This is a genomic window from Pseudomonas sp. SP16.1 (genome assembly GCF_052682975.1).
Window position 1 is genome coordinate 4,628,393 of the sequence record NZ_JBQYFZ010000001.1, and the last position, 16,461, is coordinate 4,644,853.

Below are 16,461 nucleotides of genomic sequence, written 5' to 3' on the forward strand. Positions count from 1 at the left end.
AGGCCGCCACACTATCGTCAGCGAAAATTTCCGGCTAACGCCAAAGAGCCAGCAAGTGTCGCCAAACAGACATCCCGCCACCCTGCATCGCAGCCTGCCCGAGCTGCCGAGCCTGCCCCGGCCGCTCTATGGCCGGGTCGAATCGCTGGCCAACCGCGCGCTGACCTTCCGCCATACGCACCCCTGGGTGCAGCTGTCCTATGCCATCGCCGGGGTGCTGGAAGTGCAGACTGCCGGCGCCCGTTTCGTCGCCCCGCCGCAGCGTGCGGTGTGGGTGCCGGCGGGCGTCGAGCACCGGGTGTTCAGCTCACCGCGCACCGAGATGCGCAGCCTCTATATCGACGGTAGTGCGGTGCCCTGGGGAGCGGACGAGTGCCGGGTGCTGGCGGTCAGCCCGTTGCTGCGCGAGCTGATTCGCCGCTTCAGCGCGCTGCCGGCGGAATACGACGAGCAGGGTGCCCCCGGCCGCCTGGCCGCGGTGCTGCTGGACGAACTGCAGGCCGCGCCGGAAGTGGCGCTGATGCTGCCGCTGCCACAGGACGCGCGGCTGTGCGAGGTGTGCCGGGGGCTGGAGGATGCAAACTTGCGCCAGCTCGGCCTGGGCGAGTGGGGCGAGCGCCTGGGGGTGTCGGAAAAGACCCTGAGCCGGCTGTTCCTGCGCGAGACCGGGCTGAGCTTTCGCGCCTGGCGCCAGCGCCAACGCCTGCTCGATGCGCTGACCCCGCTGGAGCAGGGCGAGCGCGTCACCGACGTGGCGCTGGCCTGCGGCTACGACTCGCTGTCGGCCTTTATCGCCGCCTTTCGCCGCCAGTTCGGCGCAACACCGGGGGAGTTCTTCCGCGAGTAGGATCGAGGGCGGGTGCACTTGGTATGCACCGGTCGCCACGATTCGTAGGGTGGGTTAGCCGCTTGTCCCGGGTTATGAAATAACCGCTATGTCTGCTGCGGCGTAACCCACCATTGGCGCAACACGGTCTATCGCCTGGTGGGTTACGCGGCGCGCCAGCGTTATCGGCGCTTGCGAAATCGGCGTTCTGCGCCGCTAACCCACCCTACGGATCTTCCCGAGCTACCTCGGCTCGCTGGGCTTCTTCAGCTTGGGATTGGGGAAGAACTGCACCGCCTGCACCTTGGGATCGGCGGCCTTGGGCTTCAGGCCGCTGACGTTGACCCGCGTGGGGATTTCCTTGGGCACCGAGTTGCCGCGCGCATCGAGGGTGTCGGCGTAGCCGCAGGCGACGCACTCGCGGTGCGGCACGCCGTCCTCGTCCCACATCTGGATCCGATCCTGTTCGCTGCAGGCCGGGCACACGGCGCCGGCGATAAAGCGCTTTTTCGGTGCGTTCATCAGGCGGCCTCCTGGCTCAGGCCGAGGTGGCGCAGCAGGGCGTCGATCTTCGGTTCGCGGCCGCGGAAGTCGACGAACAGCACCATCGGCTCCTGCGAGCCGCCGCGGGCGAGGATCGCCTCGCGGAAGGCGCGCCCCGTTTCGCTGTTGAACACGCCCTCTTCCTCGAAGCGCGAGAAGGCATCGGCGCTAAGCACTTCGGCCCACTTGTAGCTGTAGTAACCGGCCGCGTAGCCGCCGGCGAAGATATGCGCGAAGCCGTTGGCGAAGCGGTTGTAGGCCGGCGGACGCAGCACCGAGACCTCGTCGCGGATGGACTCGAGCACCTCCAGCACGCTGCGGCCGTCGCCATGGCTGGCGTGCAGCTCGAAGTCGAACAGGGAGAACTCCAGCTGGCGCACCATCATCAGCCCGGACTGGAAGTTCTTCGCCGCCAGCATCTTGTCCAGCATCGCCTGCGGCAGCGGCTCGCCGGTCTCGAAGTGGCCGGAGATCAGCGCCAGGCCTTCCGGCTCCCAGCACCAGTTCTCCATGAACTGGCTGGGCAGCTCCACCGCATCCCAGGCCACGCCGTTGATGCCCGAGGCGCCGGCATGCTCGACGCGGGTCAGCAGGTGGTGCAGGCCATGGCCGAATTCGTGGAACAGGGTGGTGACCTCGTCGTGGGTCAGCAGCGCCGGCTTGCCGCCGACCGGCGGGGTGAAGTTGCACACCAGGTTGGCCACCGGGCTGATCAGGCTGCCGTCGGCGGCGCGGCGCTTGTCGCGCGCGCCGTCCATCCAGGCGCCGCCGCGTTTGTTGGCGCGGGCGTAGAGGTCGAAGAAGAAACGCCCGACATGCTGGCCGTTCTCCTGGATTTCGAACAGGCGCACGTCCGGATGCCAGCCATCGAAGCCGGTCAGCTCCCTGATCTGGATGCCGTAGAGCTTCTGCACGATGGCGAACAGGCCGGTGAGCACCTTGTCCACCGGGAACCAGGCGCGCACCTCTTCCTGAGAGATGCTGTAGCGCTGCTGGCGCAGCTTCTCGCTGTAGTAGCCGACGTCCCAGCTCTGCAGGTCGGTCAGACCCTGCTCGGCGGCGAAGGCTTTCAGCTCGGCCAGGTCCTGCGCGGCGAAGGGTTTGCTGCGCACGGCCAGATCGCGCAGGAAGCTCAGCACCTGCTCGGTGGATTCGGCCATCTTGCTGGCCAGGCTCAGCTCGCTGTAGTGGGCGAAACCGAGCAGGCGCGCCAGCTCCTGGCGCAGGTCGAGGATCTCGGCCATCAGCGGGCCGTTGTCGTGCTGGCCGGCATTCGGCCCCTGGTCGGAGGCGCGGGTGCAGTAGGCGGCGTAGATTTCCTCGCGCAGGGCGCGGTCGTCGGCGTAGGTGATCACCGCGTAGTAGCTGGGGAATTCCAGGGTGATCAGCCAGCCGTCCAGGCCCTTGGCTGTGGCGGCCTGAGCCATCTGCGCCTTGGCCGAGTCGGTCAGGCCGGCGAGCTGCGCCTCGTCGGTGACGTGCTTGGTCCAGGCCTGGGTGGCGTCGAGCAGCTGGTTGGAGAACTTGCTGGTCAGCTCGGACAGGCGCATCTGGATTTCGCCGTAGCGCTTCTGCTGCTCGGCCGGCAGGTCGATGCCGGACAGGCGGAAGTCGCGCAGGGTGTGCTCGAGGATGGTCTTCTGCGCCACATCGAAGCCGTCGGCCTGTGGGCTCTTGGCCAGGGCATCATAGGCCCGGAACAGCGGCTTGTTCTGGCCCATCTCGGTCCAGTACTCGGACAGCTTGGGCAGGCAGGCCTCGTAGGCGGCGCGCAGCTCGGGGCTGTTGCACACGGCGTTGAGGTGGCTGACCGGCCCCCAGGCGCGGCCCAGGCGCGCGCCCAGCTCGTCCAGCGCCAGCACCAGGCCGTCCCAGCTCGGGTTGGCCTGCTGGGTCTGCAGCAGTTCGGCGATGGCTGCGCGGCTATCCTTGAGGATATGGTCGATGGCCGGCTCGACGTGCTCGGGTTTGATCTGCGAATAGGGCGGCAGGTCGAAGTCTTGCAGCAGGGGGTTGTTCGCGGTCACGACGAGGCACCTGTAACGAATGGGGGTAGGGTTGTGACGCCGCTTGCGGCGCAATAACAACCGACATGGGGGCCATCTTAATTACAATCAAGCTTTCCCGCAGCCCAGGAGATTTCTATCGTGGCGATTCGCAGCTACCAACAATTCACCCCGCAACTCGGCGAGCGGGCATTCGTCGATGCCAGCGCGGTAGTCCTGGGCGACGTGGAAATCGGCGCCGACAGCTCGGTGTGGCCGATGGCGGTGGTGCGCGGCGACATGCACAGCATCCGCATCGGTGCGCGCACCAGCGTGCAGGACGGCAGCGTGCTGCACATCACCCACGCCGGGCCGTTCAACCCGGCCGGCCATCCGCTGCTGATCGGCGACGAGGTCACCATCGGCCACAACGTCACCCTGCACGGCTGCACCCTGGGCAACCGCATCCTGGTCGGCATGGGCAGCATCGTCATGGATGGCGTGGTGGTCGAGGACGAGGTGGTGATCGGCGCCGGCTCCCTGGTGCCGCCGGGCAAGCGCCTGGAGAGCGGCTACCTGTACGTCGGCAGCCCGGTAAAACAGGCCCGGCCGCTGACCGAGCAGGAGCGCAGCTACTTCGCCTACAGCGCGACCAACTACGTGCGGCTCAAGGATCTGCATCTGATCGAGGGCTACGAGGGTTGATGCATTACCAGACCATCCTCTTCGACCTCGACGGCACCCTCACCGACCCGCGCGAGGGCATCACCCGTTCGGTGCAGTACGCCCTGGCCAAGCTGGGCATCATTGAGCCGGACCTGGCCGCGCTGGAGCATTTCATCGGCCCGCCCTTGCTGCAGTGCTTCATGGCGACCTACGCGATGGACGAGGCCACCGCCTGGCAGGCGGTGAATCACTACCGCGAGCGCTTCAAGGTCACCGGGCTGTACGAGAACCGCCTGTTCGACGGCGTGCCGGCGCTGCTCGGCGAGCTGGCGGGGCAGGGCCGCACGCTGTACATCGCCACCTCCAAGCCGAGCGTGTTCGCCGAGGAGATCGCCCGGCACTTCGGTTTCGCCGGGCATTTCAAGCGCATCTACGGCAGCGAGCTGGACGGCACCCGCACCGACAAGGTGGCGCTGCTGGCGCATCTGCTGGAGTGCGAAGGGCTGGCGCCGGAGGCGACGCTGATGATCGGCGATCGCAAGCACGACCTGATCGGCGCGCGGCGCAACGGCCTGGATGCGGCGGCGGTGGGCTATGGCTTCGGCAGTCGCGAGGAGCTGCTCGGCGAGGCGCCGGCCTATCACTTCGAGACGCTGGAGCAGTTGCACCGGGCCTTTATGCCCGGCGCCGAGCGAGTCGATCAGTCGTTGCGCTGATAGATGATCTTCTTGCTGCCGCCGTCGCAGCTGCCGACCACCATGCTCGGGTCCTGCACCTCGTCGTTGGGCACGATCTCCAGGGTGTAGCTGGGCACTCCGGCGGCCTGGATCTTCACTTCGATCTCTTCCTTGAGTTCCTCGCAGGGTTTGGGGGCGGCCAGCGCGCCGCCAGCGAGCAGCAGCAGGGCGAGGGTCGCTATCGTTCGTTGCATCGCATGGCTCCGGTGGTGGGCGTGAACCGCTGCGCGGGACTGGCAGCGGCTGGGCAGTTCTAGCCGCCTGCCTGCAGCTTGTCCAATGCGGCGTGACGATCCGCCGGCGCCAGCCGACCGAGGGTGCGCACCGCCTGATAGAAACGCGCCCAGTCGCCCTCGTTCTGCGCGAACAGCGTGGCGAAGGACGGCACCCAGCGGTCGTAGAGACCGAAGGGCAGCAGCTTGGCGTTGTTCAGCGGCGCCTCGATCCAGGCGTCGTAACGTCCGTCGCCGCCCCACTCGCGCTGGCGCAGGTCGCGGTAGTCGCGGCGCAGACGGTCGAACTCGGCCTGCTTGGCGGCGCGCATGGCAGCGTTTGGCAGATCGCCGGCGTACAGCTGGCGCAGCCGCTCGCGGCTCGCCAGTACCAGCTCGATGAACTGCCGGCGCTGGCGGTCGATGCCGTCCGCGCGCGTCTCGCCGCGGCTGGCCTGCCACTGACGCAGGCCCTCGCGCTCGACGAAGGTGGCGAAGGATTCGTTGAACGCGGTGTCGCCGGCCAGGTAGTAGCGCTGGTGCGCCAGCTCGTGGAAGATCACCGCCACCAGGCGCTCGTCGTCCCAGCGCAGCATGGTGTTGAGCAGCGGGTCGTCGAACCAGCCGAGGGTGGAATAGGCCTCCACGCCGCCGATATGGGTGTCCAGGCCCTGCTCGCGCAGCAGCGCGGCGGCGCCACGGGCCCGGCCCAGCTGGTAGTAGCCGCGGTAGGCGACGCAGCCGGCGATCGGGAAGCAGTGCAGTTCGGGGTCGAGGGAGAACTCCTCGGTGGCGAACAGGGTCCACACCACGAACGGCCGGCCGATGTCGGCGTACAGGCGGTAGCTGCGGTTGTCCGGCAGCTGCAGGCTGGCGCTGGCGAAGTCGCGGGCCCGCCCGGCCAGGGCCAGGCGCCTGGCCAGTTCCGGGTCGGTGCCCGGTTCGGCGAGCAGCCGCTCGACCGGCTGGCGCGCCTTGAGCAGCTGCCAGTGGCCCTGACCGAGGTGGGCGTAGTAGTCCAGCGTCGTGCAGCCGCTCACCACCAGGCCGAGCAGGGCGAGGAGCAGGCGGGGCGTCAGGCGAGAAGGCGCGGGGATCGGCATGGCGCCACGCTACCCGATCGCCGCGGCTGCCTCCAGCCCCGGATAGGCGTAGGCTAGAGACTCGCGCCACTGAACGGAGGTCGCCATGCGTGTCCTGTTCCCCGTGACCCGCCATCCCTGGCGGCCACCCTGCGACCCGTCGCTACGCGACGTCAGAAATTCCCTTCGGAAATTCTTTGTCGCCGCGCTGTTGCTGCTGCTCGGCGGCTGCGCCGCGCCGCTGCCGAAAGCCGATCCGCAGCAGGCCTGGATCGAGCTCTACGCGCCGGCCGGCGACCTGCTGATGGCCGATCGCCTGGATCGCGAGCGCTGGCCGGACGGCCGCTACTTCCAGGTCGGCCCCGGTGCCCACGAGCTGCTGGTGCGCCTGCAGTTCGAGGCCAGTCGCGGCGGCATGGGTATCGACAGCGAGCCGTTGCTGCTGACCTGCGAGCTGCGCCTGCGCTACGACCAGTTCGCCGCCGGCCGCCGCTACCGCATCGAGGCGCGCTCCATGGCGATGACCGCTCAGGCCTGGCTCTACGACGAGCAGCGCAACGTGCTGGCGCGGGCCAAGGTGATGCGCTGCGGCACGGCGATCTAGCCAGGAGCGGCAGCGTCCCCATGTCTTCCGAGAGGTAGGGTGGACGACGCGCAGCTTGTCCACCGGCTGGTTCAGTCGCGCTGCAGCTCGGCGAGGATGGCGAAGGCGTGCAGGCGGTCGGCGAAGTCGTACATGTCGCAGGTGAAGATCAGTTCGTCCGCCTCGGTCTGCTCCAGCAGCTGCTCCAGGCGCTGGCGCACGGTCTGCGGCCCGCCGATCGCCGCCAGGCCGAGGAACTCGCCGACCGCCTGGCGTTCGTGCGGCAGCCACAGCCCTTCCATGCTCGCCACCGGCGGCCGTTGCACCAGGCTCTGGCCGCGCACCAGGGCGAGGATGCGCTGGTAGGCAGAGGTGGCCAGGTGTTGCGCCTGCTCGTCGCTGTCGGCCGCCAGCAGCGGCACGCCGAGCATCACGTAAGGCTTGTCCAGCACCGCCGAAGGCCTGAAATGGTTGCGGTAGATGCGCAGCGCCTCGTGCAGGTAGCGCGGCGCGAAGTGCGAGGCGAAGGCGTAGGGAAGGCCTTTGATCCCGGCCAGCTGCGCGCTGAACAGGCTGGAGCCGAGCAGCCAGATCGGCACCTCGGTGCCGGCGCCGGGCATGGCGATCACCCGCTGCTCCGGTGTGCGCGGGCCGAGGTAGCTCTGCAGTTCCTCGACGTCGCTGGGAAAATCTTCCGCGCTGCCGTCGCGGCTGCGGCGCAGGGCGCGGGCGGTATGCTGGTCGGCGCCGGGGGCACGACCCAGGCCCAGGTCGATGCGCCCGGGATACAGGGTGGCGAGGGTGCCGAACTGCTCGGCGATCACCAGCGGCGCATGGTTGGGCAGCATCACCCCGCCGGCGCCGAGGCGGATGCGCGAGGTGCCGGCGGCCAGGTAGCCGAGCAGCACGGCGGTGGCGGAGCTGGCGATGCCGTCCATGTTGTGGTGCTCGGCTACCCAGAAGCGCTGGAAGCCGAGGCTTTCCACGTGGCGCGCCAGGGCCAGCGAGTTGTGCAGCGCCTGGGCGGCGTCGCCGTCGTCGCGAATCGGCGCCAGGTCGAGGGTGGACAGCTTGATCGAGGCCAGTCGGCTCATGGGTGGGCTCCTCGTTGCGGGCCGGCTACTCTAACCCCTTGGCTCCAGGCCAAGCACGCGGCGCACAGGCATAGTCATAATCGATGCGGCTGATGCGCTGACGCTTGCGCGCGCGGATGGCCGCATCGGTGTTCATCCCGACTGGCTTTGGCGCTGGCTCCAGAACTGCTCGGCCAGCAACTGCAGGCGCCCGGCCAGTTCGGCCAGCTGTTCGGCGCTGCAGTGGCTGTGAGCGCTGGCCCGGGTGGTGTCCTCGCAGGCCTGACGGATGCCCTGCAGGTTGCGCTGGATGTCGTCGCCGACGGCACTCTGCTGCTCCACTGCGGCGGCGATCTGGATATTCATCTCGCTGATCTGGCTGACACGCCGGGTGATGCCTGTCAGTGCCTGGGCCGCCTGTTGCGCCTGGGCGGCGATGGCCTGGGCGCGCCGCTGGCCGTCGTCCATGGCCGCCACGCTGCTGGCCACCGTGCCCTGCAGGCCGGCGATCAGCGTATCGATCTCGCCCGTCGAGGCCTGGGTGCGTCGGGCCAGGGCGCGCACCTCGTCGGCCACCACGGCGAAGCCGCGGCCCGCATCGCCGGCACGCGCGGCCTCGATGGCGGCGTTGAGCGCCAGCAGGTTGGTGCGCTCGGCGATGTCGCCGATCACCGTGAGCACGCGGCCGATCTCGCGGCTGCTGTCGGCCAGCTGTTGCACCAGGACGTGACCGGCCTGCAGCTCCTCGGCCAGGGCGGCGATGTGCTGCCGGGTGCTTTCCACCAGTTGGCGGCCGTCGCCGCTTTCCTGGTCGGCGGCGCCGGCGGCGCTGGCGCTGAGCTGGGCGTTGCGGGCCACCTCCTGCACGCTGACCGCCATCTGCTCCATGGCGCTGGCGACCTGCTCGGTCTCCTCGCGTTGCTGCAGGGTGGCGCTGTTGTGATGCTCCGCCGCGCTGGCCAGTTGCCCGGCTTCGCCGCTGAGCTGGCGCGCCGAGTCGGCGATGCGCCCGACCACCGCTCCGGCTTCGGCCTGCAGGCTGTGCAGGGCGAAGGCGATGGCGCCGAAGGCGTCGCGGCGGCCGGTGTACAGCCACTGGCTGAGCGGGTTGTCGGCCTGCTGGCGGGCCTGCGCCGCCAGGCGCTCCAGCGGACGCAGGGCCAGATGGTTGATCAGCCCCAGCAGCAGGCCGAGCGCGCCGGCGCCCGCCAGCAGCGGCAGCGGGGGTAGGCCCAGGCCGAGGCTCAGCCCCAGCGCGGCGAGTGGCGGCGCGCCCAGCCCGAGCAGGGCCAGGCGCGTGCCCAGGGCCAGCCGCGGACGGCGCAGCGCTCGGGGCCGGCGCCCGGCGCGCAGCTCGGCGTACAGCGCCTCGGCTGCAGCGATCTGCGTGTTGCTGGCGGCGGTGCGCACCGACTGGTATTCGACGATGCGGCCGTCCTTGCGCATGGGCGTGACGTAGGCGCTGACCCAGTAGTGATCGCCGTTCTTGCAGCGATTCTTCACCAGGCCCATCCACGAGCGCCCCGCCTTGAGGGTCTGCCACAGGTGGGCGAAGGCGGCCGGCGGCATGTCCGGGTGGCGCACCAGGTTGTGGTTGCGGCCGATCAGTTCGTCTTCGGTGAAGCCGCTGACGCTGACGAAATCCGGGTTGACGTAGGTCAGCGCGCCCTTGAGGTCGGTGGTGGAGAGGATGTTGGTCTGCGCTGGCAGCGGCACCAGGCGCCCGCTGACGGGCAGGTTGAGCTTCATGGCTGCACCTCCCGGGCCTCGGCCCGGCTGCCCAGCGGGCACCACAGGCCGTCGAAGCAGTCCTCGCCGCTGAACAGGCGCTGCAGCTCGTGCGGCGCGCGCGGCGGGCTGAACCAGTAGCCCTGGGCGTAGCGGCAATCCTCGCGGGCGAGGAACTCGAGCTGCTCCGCGCGCTCGACGCCCTCGGCCACCACGCTCAGGCCCAGGCTGTGGCCGAGGCCGATGATCGCCCGGCTGATGGCCAGCGATTCGGCGTCCCGCGGGGCGCCCGCGATAAAGCTCTTGTCCACCTTGATGATGTGCAGGGGGAAGCGCTTGAGGTAGCCGAGCGAGGAATAGCCGGTGCCGAAGTCGTCCAGCGCCAGCTGCACGCCGAGGCTGGCCAGCTCGCGCAGGCAGGCGAGGTTCTGCGCGCTGTCCTGCATCAGCTGGCTTTCGGTGATCTCCAGCACCAGGCTGGCCGGCGCCAGGCCGGTTTCGCGCAGCAGGTCGGCGACCCGCGCAGCGAAGTCGCTCTGCTGCAGCTGGCGGCTGGACAGGTTGACCGAGCAACGCAGCTGCGTCTGCCCGGCCAGCTGCCAGGCGCGTACCTGGGCGCAGGCCTGGCGCAGCACCCAGTCGCCGACGGCGAGGATCTCGCCGGATTCCTCCAGGCAGGGGATGAACTCCAGCGGCGAGATATCGCAGCCCTTGTGCCGCCAGCGCAGCAGTGCCTCGACGCCGACCAGCTCGGCGCGCCCATCGGACAGCTGGCAGATCGGCTGATATACCAGGCGCAGCTCGCCGCCGGCGCAGGCCTGGGCCAGTGCGTTCTGCAGCTCCAGCTGGCGCTGGGCCTGTTGCTGCAGCTCGGTGCTGTAGTGGGCGAACTGCGCCTTGCCCGCGCCCTTGGCGCGGTACAGGGCGAGGTCGGCGGCCTGCAGCGGGTCGAGCGGCTGGCCGTGCTCCTGCAGCGCGGCGATGCCGATGCTGGCGCTGACCGCCAGGTTTTGCCCCTGCAGGCGCAGCGGGCTGTGCAGGCTGTCGAGCATGCGCTGGGCGACGCGCTCGGCATCGCCCATGCAGGCCAGGTCGTCGAGCAGGGCGACGAATTCGTCGCCACCGAAGCGGGCCAGGTGGTCGCCGGGTCGCAGGCAGTGACCGAGGCGTTCGGCCACCTCCACCAGCACGCGATCGCCGGTCTGGTGGCCGAGGCTGTCGTTGATCAGCTTGAAGCGGTCGAGGTCGATGAACAGCAGCGCGGCCTCGCGTGCGCCGGGGCGCTGCCGGCGCTGCACCGCCTGCTGCAGCAGTTCGCCGAGGCGCGCGCGGTTGGCCAGCCCGGTCAGCGGGTCGTGGCGGGCGGCGTGGTGCAACTGTTCCTGGGCGGCGCGACGCTGGCTGATGTCGCTCTGCGAGCCGGCGATGCGGCGCGGCCCGTTGCTGTCGGCCACGCCGCGCACCAGTACCCACAGGTAGCTGCCGTCGCGGCGGCGGATGCGGTACTCGTGGTGCAGGCTGGGGCTGAGACCCCGCAGGTGGTTGTCGATGGCCTGGCGCAGGCCGGGCAGGTCGTCACCGTGCACGCGGCCGAACCAGCTGCGGCTGGTTGGCGCCAGGCTGTCGCGATCCAGCTCGAGCATGCTCGTCCAGCGCTCGGAAAGGTACAGCTGGTCCTGTTCCAGCTGCCATTCCCAGAGGCCGTCGTTGGCGCCGCGCATGGCCCTGGCGTAGCGCGCCTCGCTGTCCTGCAGGGCCTTGCGCTGGGCCGCGCCGTAGCTGTCCAGGGCCAGGTCGATGTCGAAGAACACCTTCTTGATCAGGCTGGCGAGGCAGGCGGCGGCCGGCGAGGCGCCGAGCAGCTCGCCGAGCATGTCGTGCAGATACAGGCGATAGGCGCCCAGGTACCACTTCAGGTCGACGCCGACATGCTGGTGCACCCAGCCGATGCGCAGGCGTTCGAGCACGTAGTCCTGGTCCGGCTGGGCCTGCCACAGGCGCCGGTAGTAGTCGGCCTGGCTGTGCTTGAGACGCGCGACGGTGCTGGCGTCGTCGAGGATGGCGGCCGGCGCCGGGTAGTCGGCGAGCCGCGCGTAGAGCTTGTCGACGAAGCGCTGGTTGATTGGCGCCATGCGCTGGGCATGAAGTGTCAGGCGCTCGCCGTCGGCCTGGCTCCAGTCGAGGAAGCGCAGGCGCTGGCTCAGCTCTTCGGGGTCCGGGGCGATGTGGTGGAGCAGTTCCTGGAATTCTTGTTCGTTGCCCATCTCAGCCTCATGCTTTTCTTCGGCGCAAAAAAAAGCGCCGCAGCGCGCCATCGCTTGGGGATGGCGTTCTGCGGCGCTCTGTCTTGCAGGCCCTGTGTCCTGCCCGGCAAAGCCGGTCTCCGCGGGGGCGGAACCTTCTGCGGCTAGGTTTTAGCGCAATTCTGCGAGGCGGACAACTCCTCGGCCAGCCGACTCAGGCGCTTGCGCAGCGCCGCCAGCTGCGCCGACTTGAAGGCGTGGCGGCTGTTTTCCAGCACGCTCACGGCCTCCTCCAGGCCGGCCTTGAATGCGCCCAGGCTGTGCGCCGGCAAGGGTTGCAGCCAGCGGCACGCCGGCTCGCTGCGGCAATCGTCGAACTCGCCGATGATCTGGCAATGCGGAGCCTGGCGGCGCAGCAGCTGCGCCACGCGGTGGCGGGATTCCGTATCCGGCAGGCTGAGCAACAGGTGGATCTGGGACATGATGGTGACAGGGTCGTGGCTAATTGCCATCAATGCTAGTGGCGTCTCCGCGCCCAGGTATTGACCGGCGTCAGTCCAGCCCGTAGTCGCGCTCGACCTTGGCGATGCGCAGGCGAAAGCCGCCGTACCAGCGTTCGCGGCCCAGGCGCTGGGCCTCGCGGTGCTCGGCGTTGGCCTTCCAGGCGGTGATGGCGGCCAGGTCGCGCCAGTAGGACACCGTGATGCCAATCTCCTCGCGAGCCGATTCGATGCCGAGAAAGCCCGGCTGTTCGGCGGCCAACTCGACCATGCGCTTGGCCATGGCGGCGTAGCCGGCGTCGTCGCCGCTCAGCGTCGAGGTGAAGATCACGGCGTAGTAGGGTGCTGCGGGGGTGGCGGCGAAGGGGCTCATGGCGGGCTCGCTGGGGTCGGCGGGGCGGTGTCGTGGCTTGCGCCACCGGCCGATTCTGCCCAACGCCCGCGGCAGGCGATAGCCCGGCCGGCGTCGCGAAGAACGACCACTCGGTCATCGGTGCGTGCATATTCGCCTCGAGCGGTTAGACTTCCACCGGCCTCGCCCACAAGGCGGGATGCTCTACTAAAACAGAAAAAGGAGATCTCCCATGAAAGGCAAATCCTTGGCATGGGTCCTGTCCGCCGCGCTCGCAGGCACCGCTTTCGGTGGCATGGCACAGGCTAACGACAAGTTCGTCACCATTGGCACCGGCGGCCAGACCGGCGTCTACTACGTCGCCGGCCAATCCATCTGCCGCTTCCTCAACCGCGGTTCGGCCGAGCACGGCATCAAGTGCAACGCCCCGGCCAGCGGTGGCGGTGTGGCCAACGTCAACGGCATCCGCAGCGGTGAGTTCAATTTCGGCATCATGCAGTCGGACCACCAGTACAAGGCGCTCAACGGCGCGGCGCCGTTCGAGGCCGAAGGCGCGATGAGCGACATCCGCGCGGTGTTCTCCCTGCAGAGCGAGGTGTTCACCATCCTCGCCCGTCGCGACGCCGGCATCAAAGGCTTCGATGACCTCAAGGGCAAGCGCGTCAACATCGGCAACCCCGGTTCGGGCCAGCGCGACACCCTGGAAGAGATCATGGCCGTCAAGGGCTGGGATCGCTCCGCCTTCGCCCTCGCCGCCGAACTCAAGCCGGCCGAACAGGCTAGTGCCCTGGGCGACAACAACATCGACGCCATGACCTACTTCGTCGGTCATCCCAACGGCGCGATCCAGGAAGCCACCACCACCACCGACGCGGTGCTGGTACCGGTGACCGGCGCCGACGTCGACAAGCTGCTGGCCGAGAAGACCTACTACACCAAGGCCGACATCCCCGGCGGCCTGTACAAGGGCAACGATCAGCCGACTCCGTCCATCGGCGGCAAGGCCGTGCTCTCCACCTCGGCCAAGGCCGATGCGGAAGTGGTCTACCAGCTGGTCAAGTCGGTGTTCGACAACATCGAGCGCTTCAAGCGCCTGCACCCGGCCTTCGCCGACCTGAAGGAAACCGACATGATCAAGGTGGGCCTGACCGCTCCCCTGCATGAAGGTGCCGAGCGCTACTACAAGGAGCGCGGCTGGCTGTAAGCCGCGGGCCGTGGCGCTACGCCCCGGCCGCCTTGCACTAGGCTTAAGTTGAGCAGCCCGCGTGCCGCAAGGCCGCGGGCTTTGCTGTTCGCAGATTTCCGAATGCAGGTTCGACCCCATGCATGACAAGCAACTCTCCACCGAGGAACTGATCGCCCAGGACGTTGGCGCGCGCCTGCCCGTCGGCGCCATGGCCCAGGTGATCGCCGGCCTGGCCCTGCTCTGGTCGCTGTTCCAGTTGTGGATCGCCTCGCCGCTGCCGTTCATCTTCGGCTTCGGCGTACTCAACGACACGCAGACTCGGGCCATTCACCTGGCCTTCGCCCTGCTGCTGGCGTTTCTCGCCTACCCGGCGTTCAAGTCCTCGCCGCGCGAACGCGTGCCGCTGGTGGACATCGCCCTGGGCCTGGTGGCCGCCGCCAGCGCCGCCTACCTGTTCGTCTTCTACCAGCAGCTGGCGCAGCGTCCCGGCAGCCTGACCAGCGGCGACCTGGTCGCCGCCTGCATCGGCATCCCGCTGCTGCTGGAGGCCACCCGCCGCGCGCTCGGCCCGCCGCTGGCGATCATCGCCCTGGCGTTCCTCGCCTACAGCCTGGCCGGCCCGTGGATGCCGGGGCTGCTGGCGCACCGCGGGGTGAGCTTCACCGCCCTGGCCAACCACCAGTGGATCACCACCGAGGGGGTGTTCGGCATCGCCCTAGGCGTGTCCACCAGCTTCGTGTTCCTCTTCGTGCTGTTCGGCGCCCTGCTCGAGCGGGCCGGCGCCGGCCACTACTTCATCCAGCTGGCCTTCAGCCTGCTCGGCCACCTGCGTGGCGGCCCGGCCAAGGCGGCGGTGCTGTCCTCGGGGCTGACCGGGATGATCTCCGGTTCGTCGATCGCCAACGTGGTCACCACCGGCACCTTCACTATCCCGATGATGAAGCGCACCGGTTTCTCCGCCGAGAAGGCCGGCGCGGTCGAGGTGGCGTCCTCGGTCAACGGCCAGATCATGCCGCCGGTGATGGGCGCCGCGGCGTTCCTGATGGTCGAGTACATCGGCATGCCCTATGTCGAGATCATCAAGCACGCCTTCCTGCCGGCGGCGATCTCCTACATCGCGCTGCTCTACATCGTCCACCTGGAGTCGCTCAAGCTCGGCCTGCAGCCTATCGGCGGCCACCAGCCCAAGCCCTGGCTGCGCCGCCTGACCGGCTTCGCCTTCGGCGCGGCGCTGATCAGCGGCCTGTCGCTGGCGGTCTACTACGGCCTTGGCTGGCTCAAGCCGGCGCTCGGCGACTACGCCCTGCCGGTGATCGGCGCGCTGCTGGCGCTGGTCTACCTGGGTCTGCTGAAGATCGCCGCCAGCGTACCGGTGCTGCCGCCGGAAGACCCCGACGCGCCGCTCGAGGAACTGCCGCAGACCCGCGCCGTGCTGCTCTCCGGTCTGCACTTTTTGCTGCCGGTGGTGGTGCTGGTCTGGTGCCTGATGATCGAGCGCCTGTCGCCCGGGCTGTCGGCCTTCTGGGGCAGCGTGATGCTGATCATCATCCTGCTCACCCAGCGCCCGCTGCTGAGCTGGATGCGCCACGACGGCAGCCACGACCACGGCACCTTCCAAGATGGCGTGATCGACCTGCGCGAAGGCCTGATCGCCGGTGCGCGCAACATGATCGGCATCGGCATCGCCACCGCGGCGGCCGGCATCATCGTCGGCGCGGTGTCGCAGACCGGCGTCGGCCTGGTGCTGGCCGACCTGGTCGAGCTGTTGTCGATGGGCAACCTGCTGCTGATGCTGGTGCTGGTGGCGGTGTTCAGCCTGATCCTCGGCATGGGCCTGCCGACCACCGCCAACTACATCGTCGTCTCCAGCCTGCTGGCGCCGGTGGTGGTGGCGCTGGGGCAGCAGAGCGGTCTGATCGTGCCGCTGATCGCGGTGCACCTGTTCGTCTTCTACTTCGGCATCATGGCCGACGTCACCCCGCCGGTGGGGCTGGCCTCGTTCGCCGCCGCCGCGGTGTCCAAGGGCGACCCGATCAAGACCGGCCTGGTGGCCTTCTACTACAGCCTGCGCACCGCGGCGCTGCCGTTCCTGTTCATCTTCAACACCGACCTGCTGCTGATCGACGTGGACTTCTGGCACGGCGTGCTGATCTTCATCGTCGCCACTATCGCCATGCTGATCTTCGCCGCCGGCACCCAGGGCTTCTTCCTGGTGCGCAGCCGCTGGTACGAGAGCCTGTTGCTGCTGCTGGTGGCCTTCACCCTGTTCCGCCCGGGGTTCTGGATGGACATGCTGCATGATCCCTACCGCGACGTGCCGCCGGCCCAGTTGGCGCAGGCGCTCGACGGCGTCGCCGACGGCAGCCAGCTGCGCCTGCGCGTGCGCGGCGAGGACGCGGTGGGCGATCCGCGCGAGTTCAGCCTGCTGCTGGCGGTGCCCGATGGCGCCTCGGGCGCCGAGCGCCTGGCCAAGCTCGGCCTGAACCTCTACGAGGAGGGCGACAAGGTGCTGGTCGACAGCGTCACCTTCGGCAGCCTGGCGGCCGACGCCGGCCTAGAGTTCGACCAGCAGATCCTCAACGTCCGCGCGCCGACCGACCGCTGGGTCAAGGAGCTGATGTGGCTGCCCGGCTTCCTGCTGTTCGGCCTGGTGGTCTGGCTGCAGCGTCGGCGCCGGCCGCAGACGGCCTGACCGGGGGCAGCAGCGCCGGCAACAAGGCAGCCTCGGCTGCCTTGTTGCTTTCC

General features: G+C 69.0%; 15 protein-coding genes and 1 pseudogene. 6 read left to right on the forward strand and 10 right to left on the reverse strand.

Annotated features, from left to right (window positions below):
• Positions 1–55 precede the first annotated feature (55 nt).
• Positions 56–847, forward strand: coding sequence for an AraC family transcriptional regulator (locus ACUTAF_RS21785; RefSeq protein ID WP_445581922.1), 792 nt, complete (start codon positions 56–58; stop codon positions 845–847).
• Between the two features lie 222 nt (positions 848–1,069).
• Here ACUTAF_RS21785 and ACUTAF_RS21790 read toward each other — a convergent pair whose 3' ends face one another.
• Positions 1,070–1,348, reverse strand: coding sequence for a YheV family putative zinc ribbon protein (locus tag ACUTAF_RS21790; RefSeq protein WP_445581923.1), 279 nt, complete (start codon positions 1,346–1,348; stop codon positions 1,070–1,072).
• On the reverse strand, positions 1,348–3,396 hold the full coding sequence (gene prlC, locus ACUTAF_RS21795) for an oligopeptidase A (RefSeq protein WP_445581924.1): 2,049 nt from the start codon (positions 3,394–3,396) through the stop codon (positions 1,348–1,350). Before prlC ends, ACUTAF_RS21790 begins: the two co-directional genes overlap by 1 nt.
• Positions 3,397–3,516: 120 nt before the next feature.
• Here prlC and ACUTAF_RS21800 point away from each other — a divergent pair, with 120 nt between their 5' ends.
• Together ACUTAF_RS21800 and ACUTAF_RS21805 are read left to right on the forward strand one after the other, a co-directional pair.
• Complete coding sequence (locus tag ACUTAF_RS21800; protein ID WP_445581925.1) at positions 3,517–4,059, forward strand: gamma carbonic anhydrase family protein; 543 nt, start codon at positions 3,517–3,519, stop codon at positions 4,057–4,059.
• Entirely contained in the window at positions 4,059–4,736 is a 678-nt protein-coding gene (locus tag ACUTAF_RS21805) for an HAD family hydrolase (protein WP_445581926.1), read from the forward strand. The genes ACUTAF_RS21800 and ACUTAF_RS21805 overlap by 1 nt, the downstream gene beginning before the upstream one ends.
• Here the strand turns inward: ACUTAF_RS21805 and ACUTAF_RS21810 are convergent.
• Positions 4,721–4,951: a DUF1161 domain-containing protein gene (locus tag ACUTAF_RS21810; RefSeq protein ID WP_445581927.1), complete on the reverse strand. Its 231-nt coding sequence runs from the start codon at positions 4,949–4,951 to the stop codon at positions 4,721–4,723. The two genes, ACUTAF_RS21805 and ACUTAF_RS21810, sit on opposite strands and share 16 nt — an antisense overlap.
• Before the next feature lie 59 nt (positions 4,952–5,010).
• On the reverse strand, positions 5,011–6,072 hold the full coding sequence (locus ACUTAF_RS21815; protein WP_445581928.1) for an aminopeptidase: 1,062 nt from the start codon (positions 6,070–6,072) through the stop codon (positions 5,011–5,013).
• Between the two features lie 85 nt (positions 6,073–6,157).
• Between ACUTAF_RS21815 and ACUTAF_RS21820 the strand changes: the two genes are divergently transcribed.
• Entirely contained in the window at positions 6,158–6,655 is a 498-nt protein-coding gene (locus ACUTAF_RS21820) for a PA0061/PA0062 family lipoprotein (RefSeq protein WP_445581929.1), read from the forward strand.
• 71 nt (positions 6,656–6,726) lie between these two features.
• Here the strand turns inward: ACUTAF_RS21820 and ACUTAF_RS21825 are convergent, their stop codons facing one another.
• From ACUTAF_RS21825 to ACUTAF_RS21850, 6 genes and pseudogenes are all read right to left on the reverse strand, one after another.
• Entirely contained in the window at positions 6,727–7,728 is a 1,002-nt protein-coding gene (locus tag ACUTAF_RS21825) for an LLM class flavin-dependent oxidoreductase (protein WP_445581930.1), read from the reverse strand.
• Positions 7,729–7,860: 132 nt separating this feature from the next.
• On the reverse strand, positions 7,861–9,153 hold the full coding sequence (locus ACUTAF_RS21830; RefSeq protein WP_445582488.1) for a methyl-accepting chemotaxis protein: 1,293 nt from the start codon (positions 9,151–9,153) through the stop codon (positions 7,861–7,863).
• Positions 9,127–9,456: pseudogene (locus ACUTAF_RS21835) on the reverse strand (PAS domain-containing protein); the annotation flags it as partial. The pseudogene ACUTAF_RS21835 and the gene ACUTAF_RS21830, both read right to left, overlap by 27 nt.
• On the reverse strand, positions 9,453–11,699 hold the full coding sequence (locus ACUTAF_RS21840) for a putative bifunctional diguanylate cyclase/phosphodiesterase (RefSeq protein ID WP_445581931.1): 2,247 nt from the start codon (positions 11,697–11,699) through the stop codon (positions 9,453–9,455). The gene ACUTAF_RS21840 and the pseudogene ACUTAF_RS21835, both read right to left, overlap by 4 nt.
• Before the next feature lie 143 nt (positions 11,700–11,842).
• Positions 11,843–12,160, reverse strand: a complete 318-nt coding sequence (locus ACUTAF_RS21845; protein ID WP_445581932.1) for a hypothetical protein — start codon at positions 12,158–12,160, stop codon at positions 11,843–11,845.
• Positions 12,161–12,230: 70 nt separating this feature from the next.
• Positions 12,231–12,551: an antibiotic biosynthesis monooxygenase family protein gene (locus tag ACUTAF_RS21850; protein ID WP_445581933.1), complete on the reverse strand. Its 321-nt coding sequence runs from the start codon at positions 12,549–12,551 to the stop codon at positions 12,231–12,233.
• A gap of 211 nt (positions 12,552–12,762) precedes the next feature.
• Here ACUTAF_RS21850 and ACUTAF_RS21855 point away from each other — a divergent pair, with 211 nt between their 5' ends.
• Together ACUTAF_RS21855 and ACUTAF_RS21860 are read left to right on the forward strand one after the other, a co-directional pair.
• Complete coding sequence (locus ACUTAF_RS21855) at positions 12,763–13,734, forward strand: TAXI family TRAP transporter solute-binding subunit (protein ID WP_445581934.1); 972 nt, start codon at positions 12,763–12,765, stop codon at positions 13,732–13,734.
• Positions 13,735–13,852: 118 nt separating this feature from the next.
• Complete coding sequence (locus ACUTAF_RS21860) at positions 13,853–16,408, forward strand: TRAP transporter permease (protein WP_445581935.1); 2,556 nt, start codon at positions 13,853–13,855, stop codon at positions 16,406–16,408.
• The last annotated feature ends 53 nt before the right edge of the window (positions 16,409–16,461 follow it).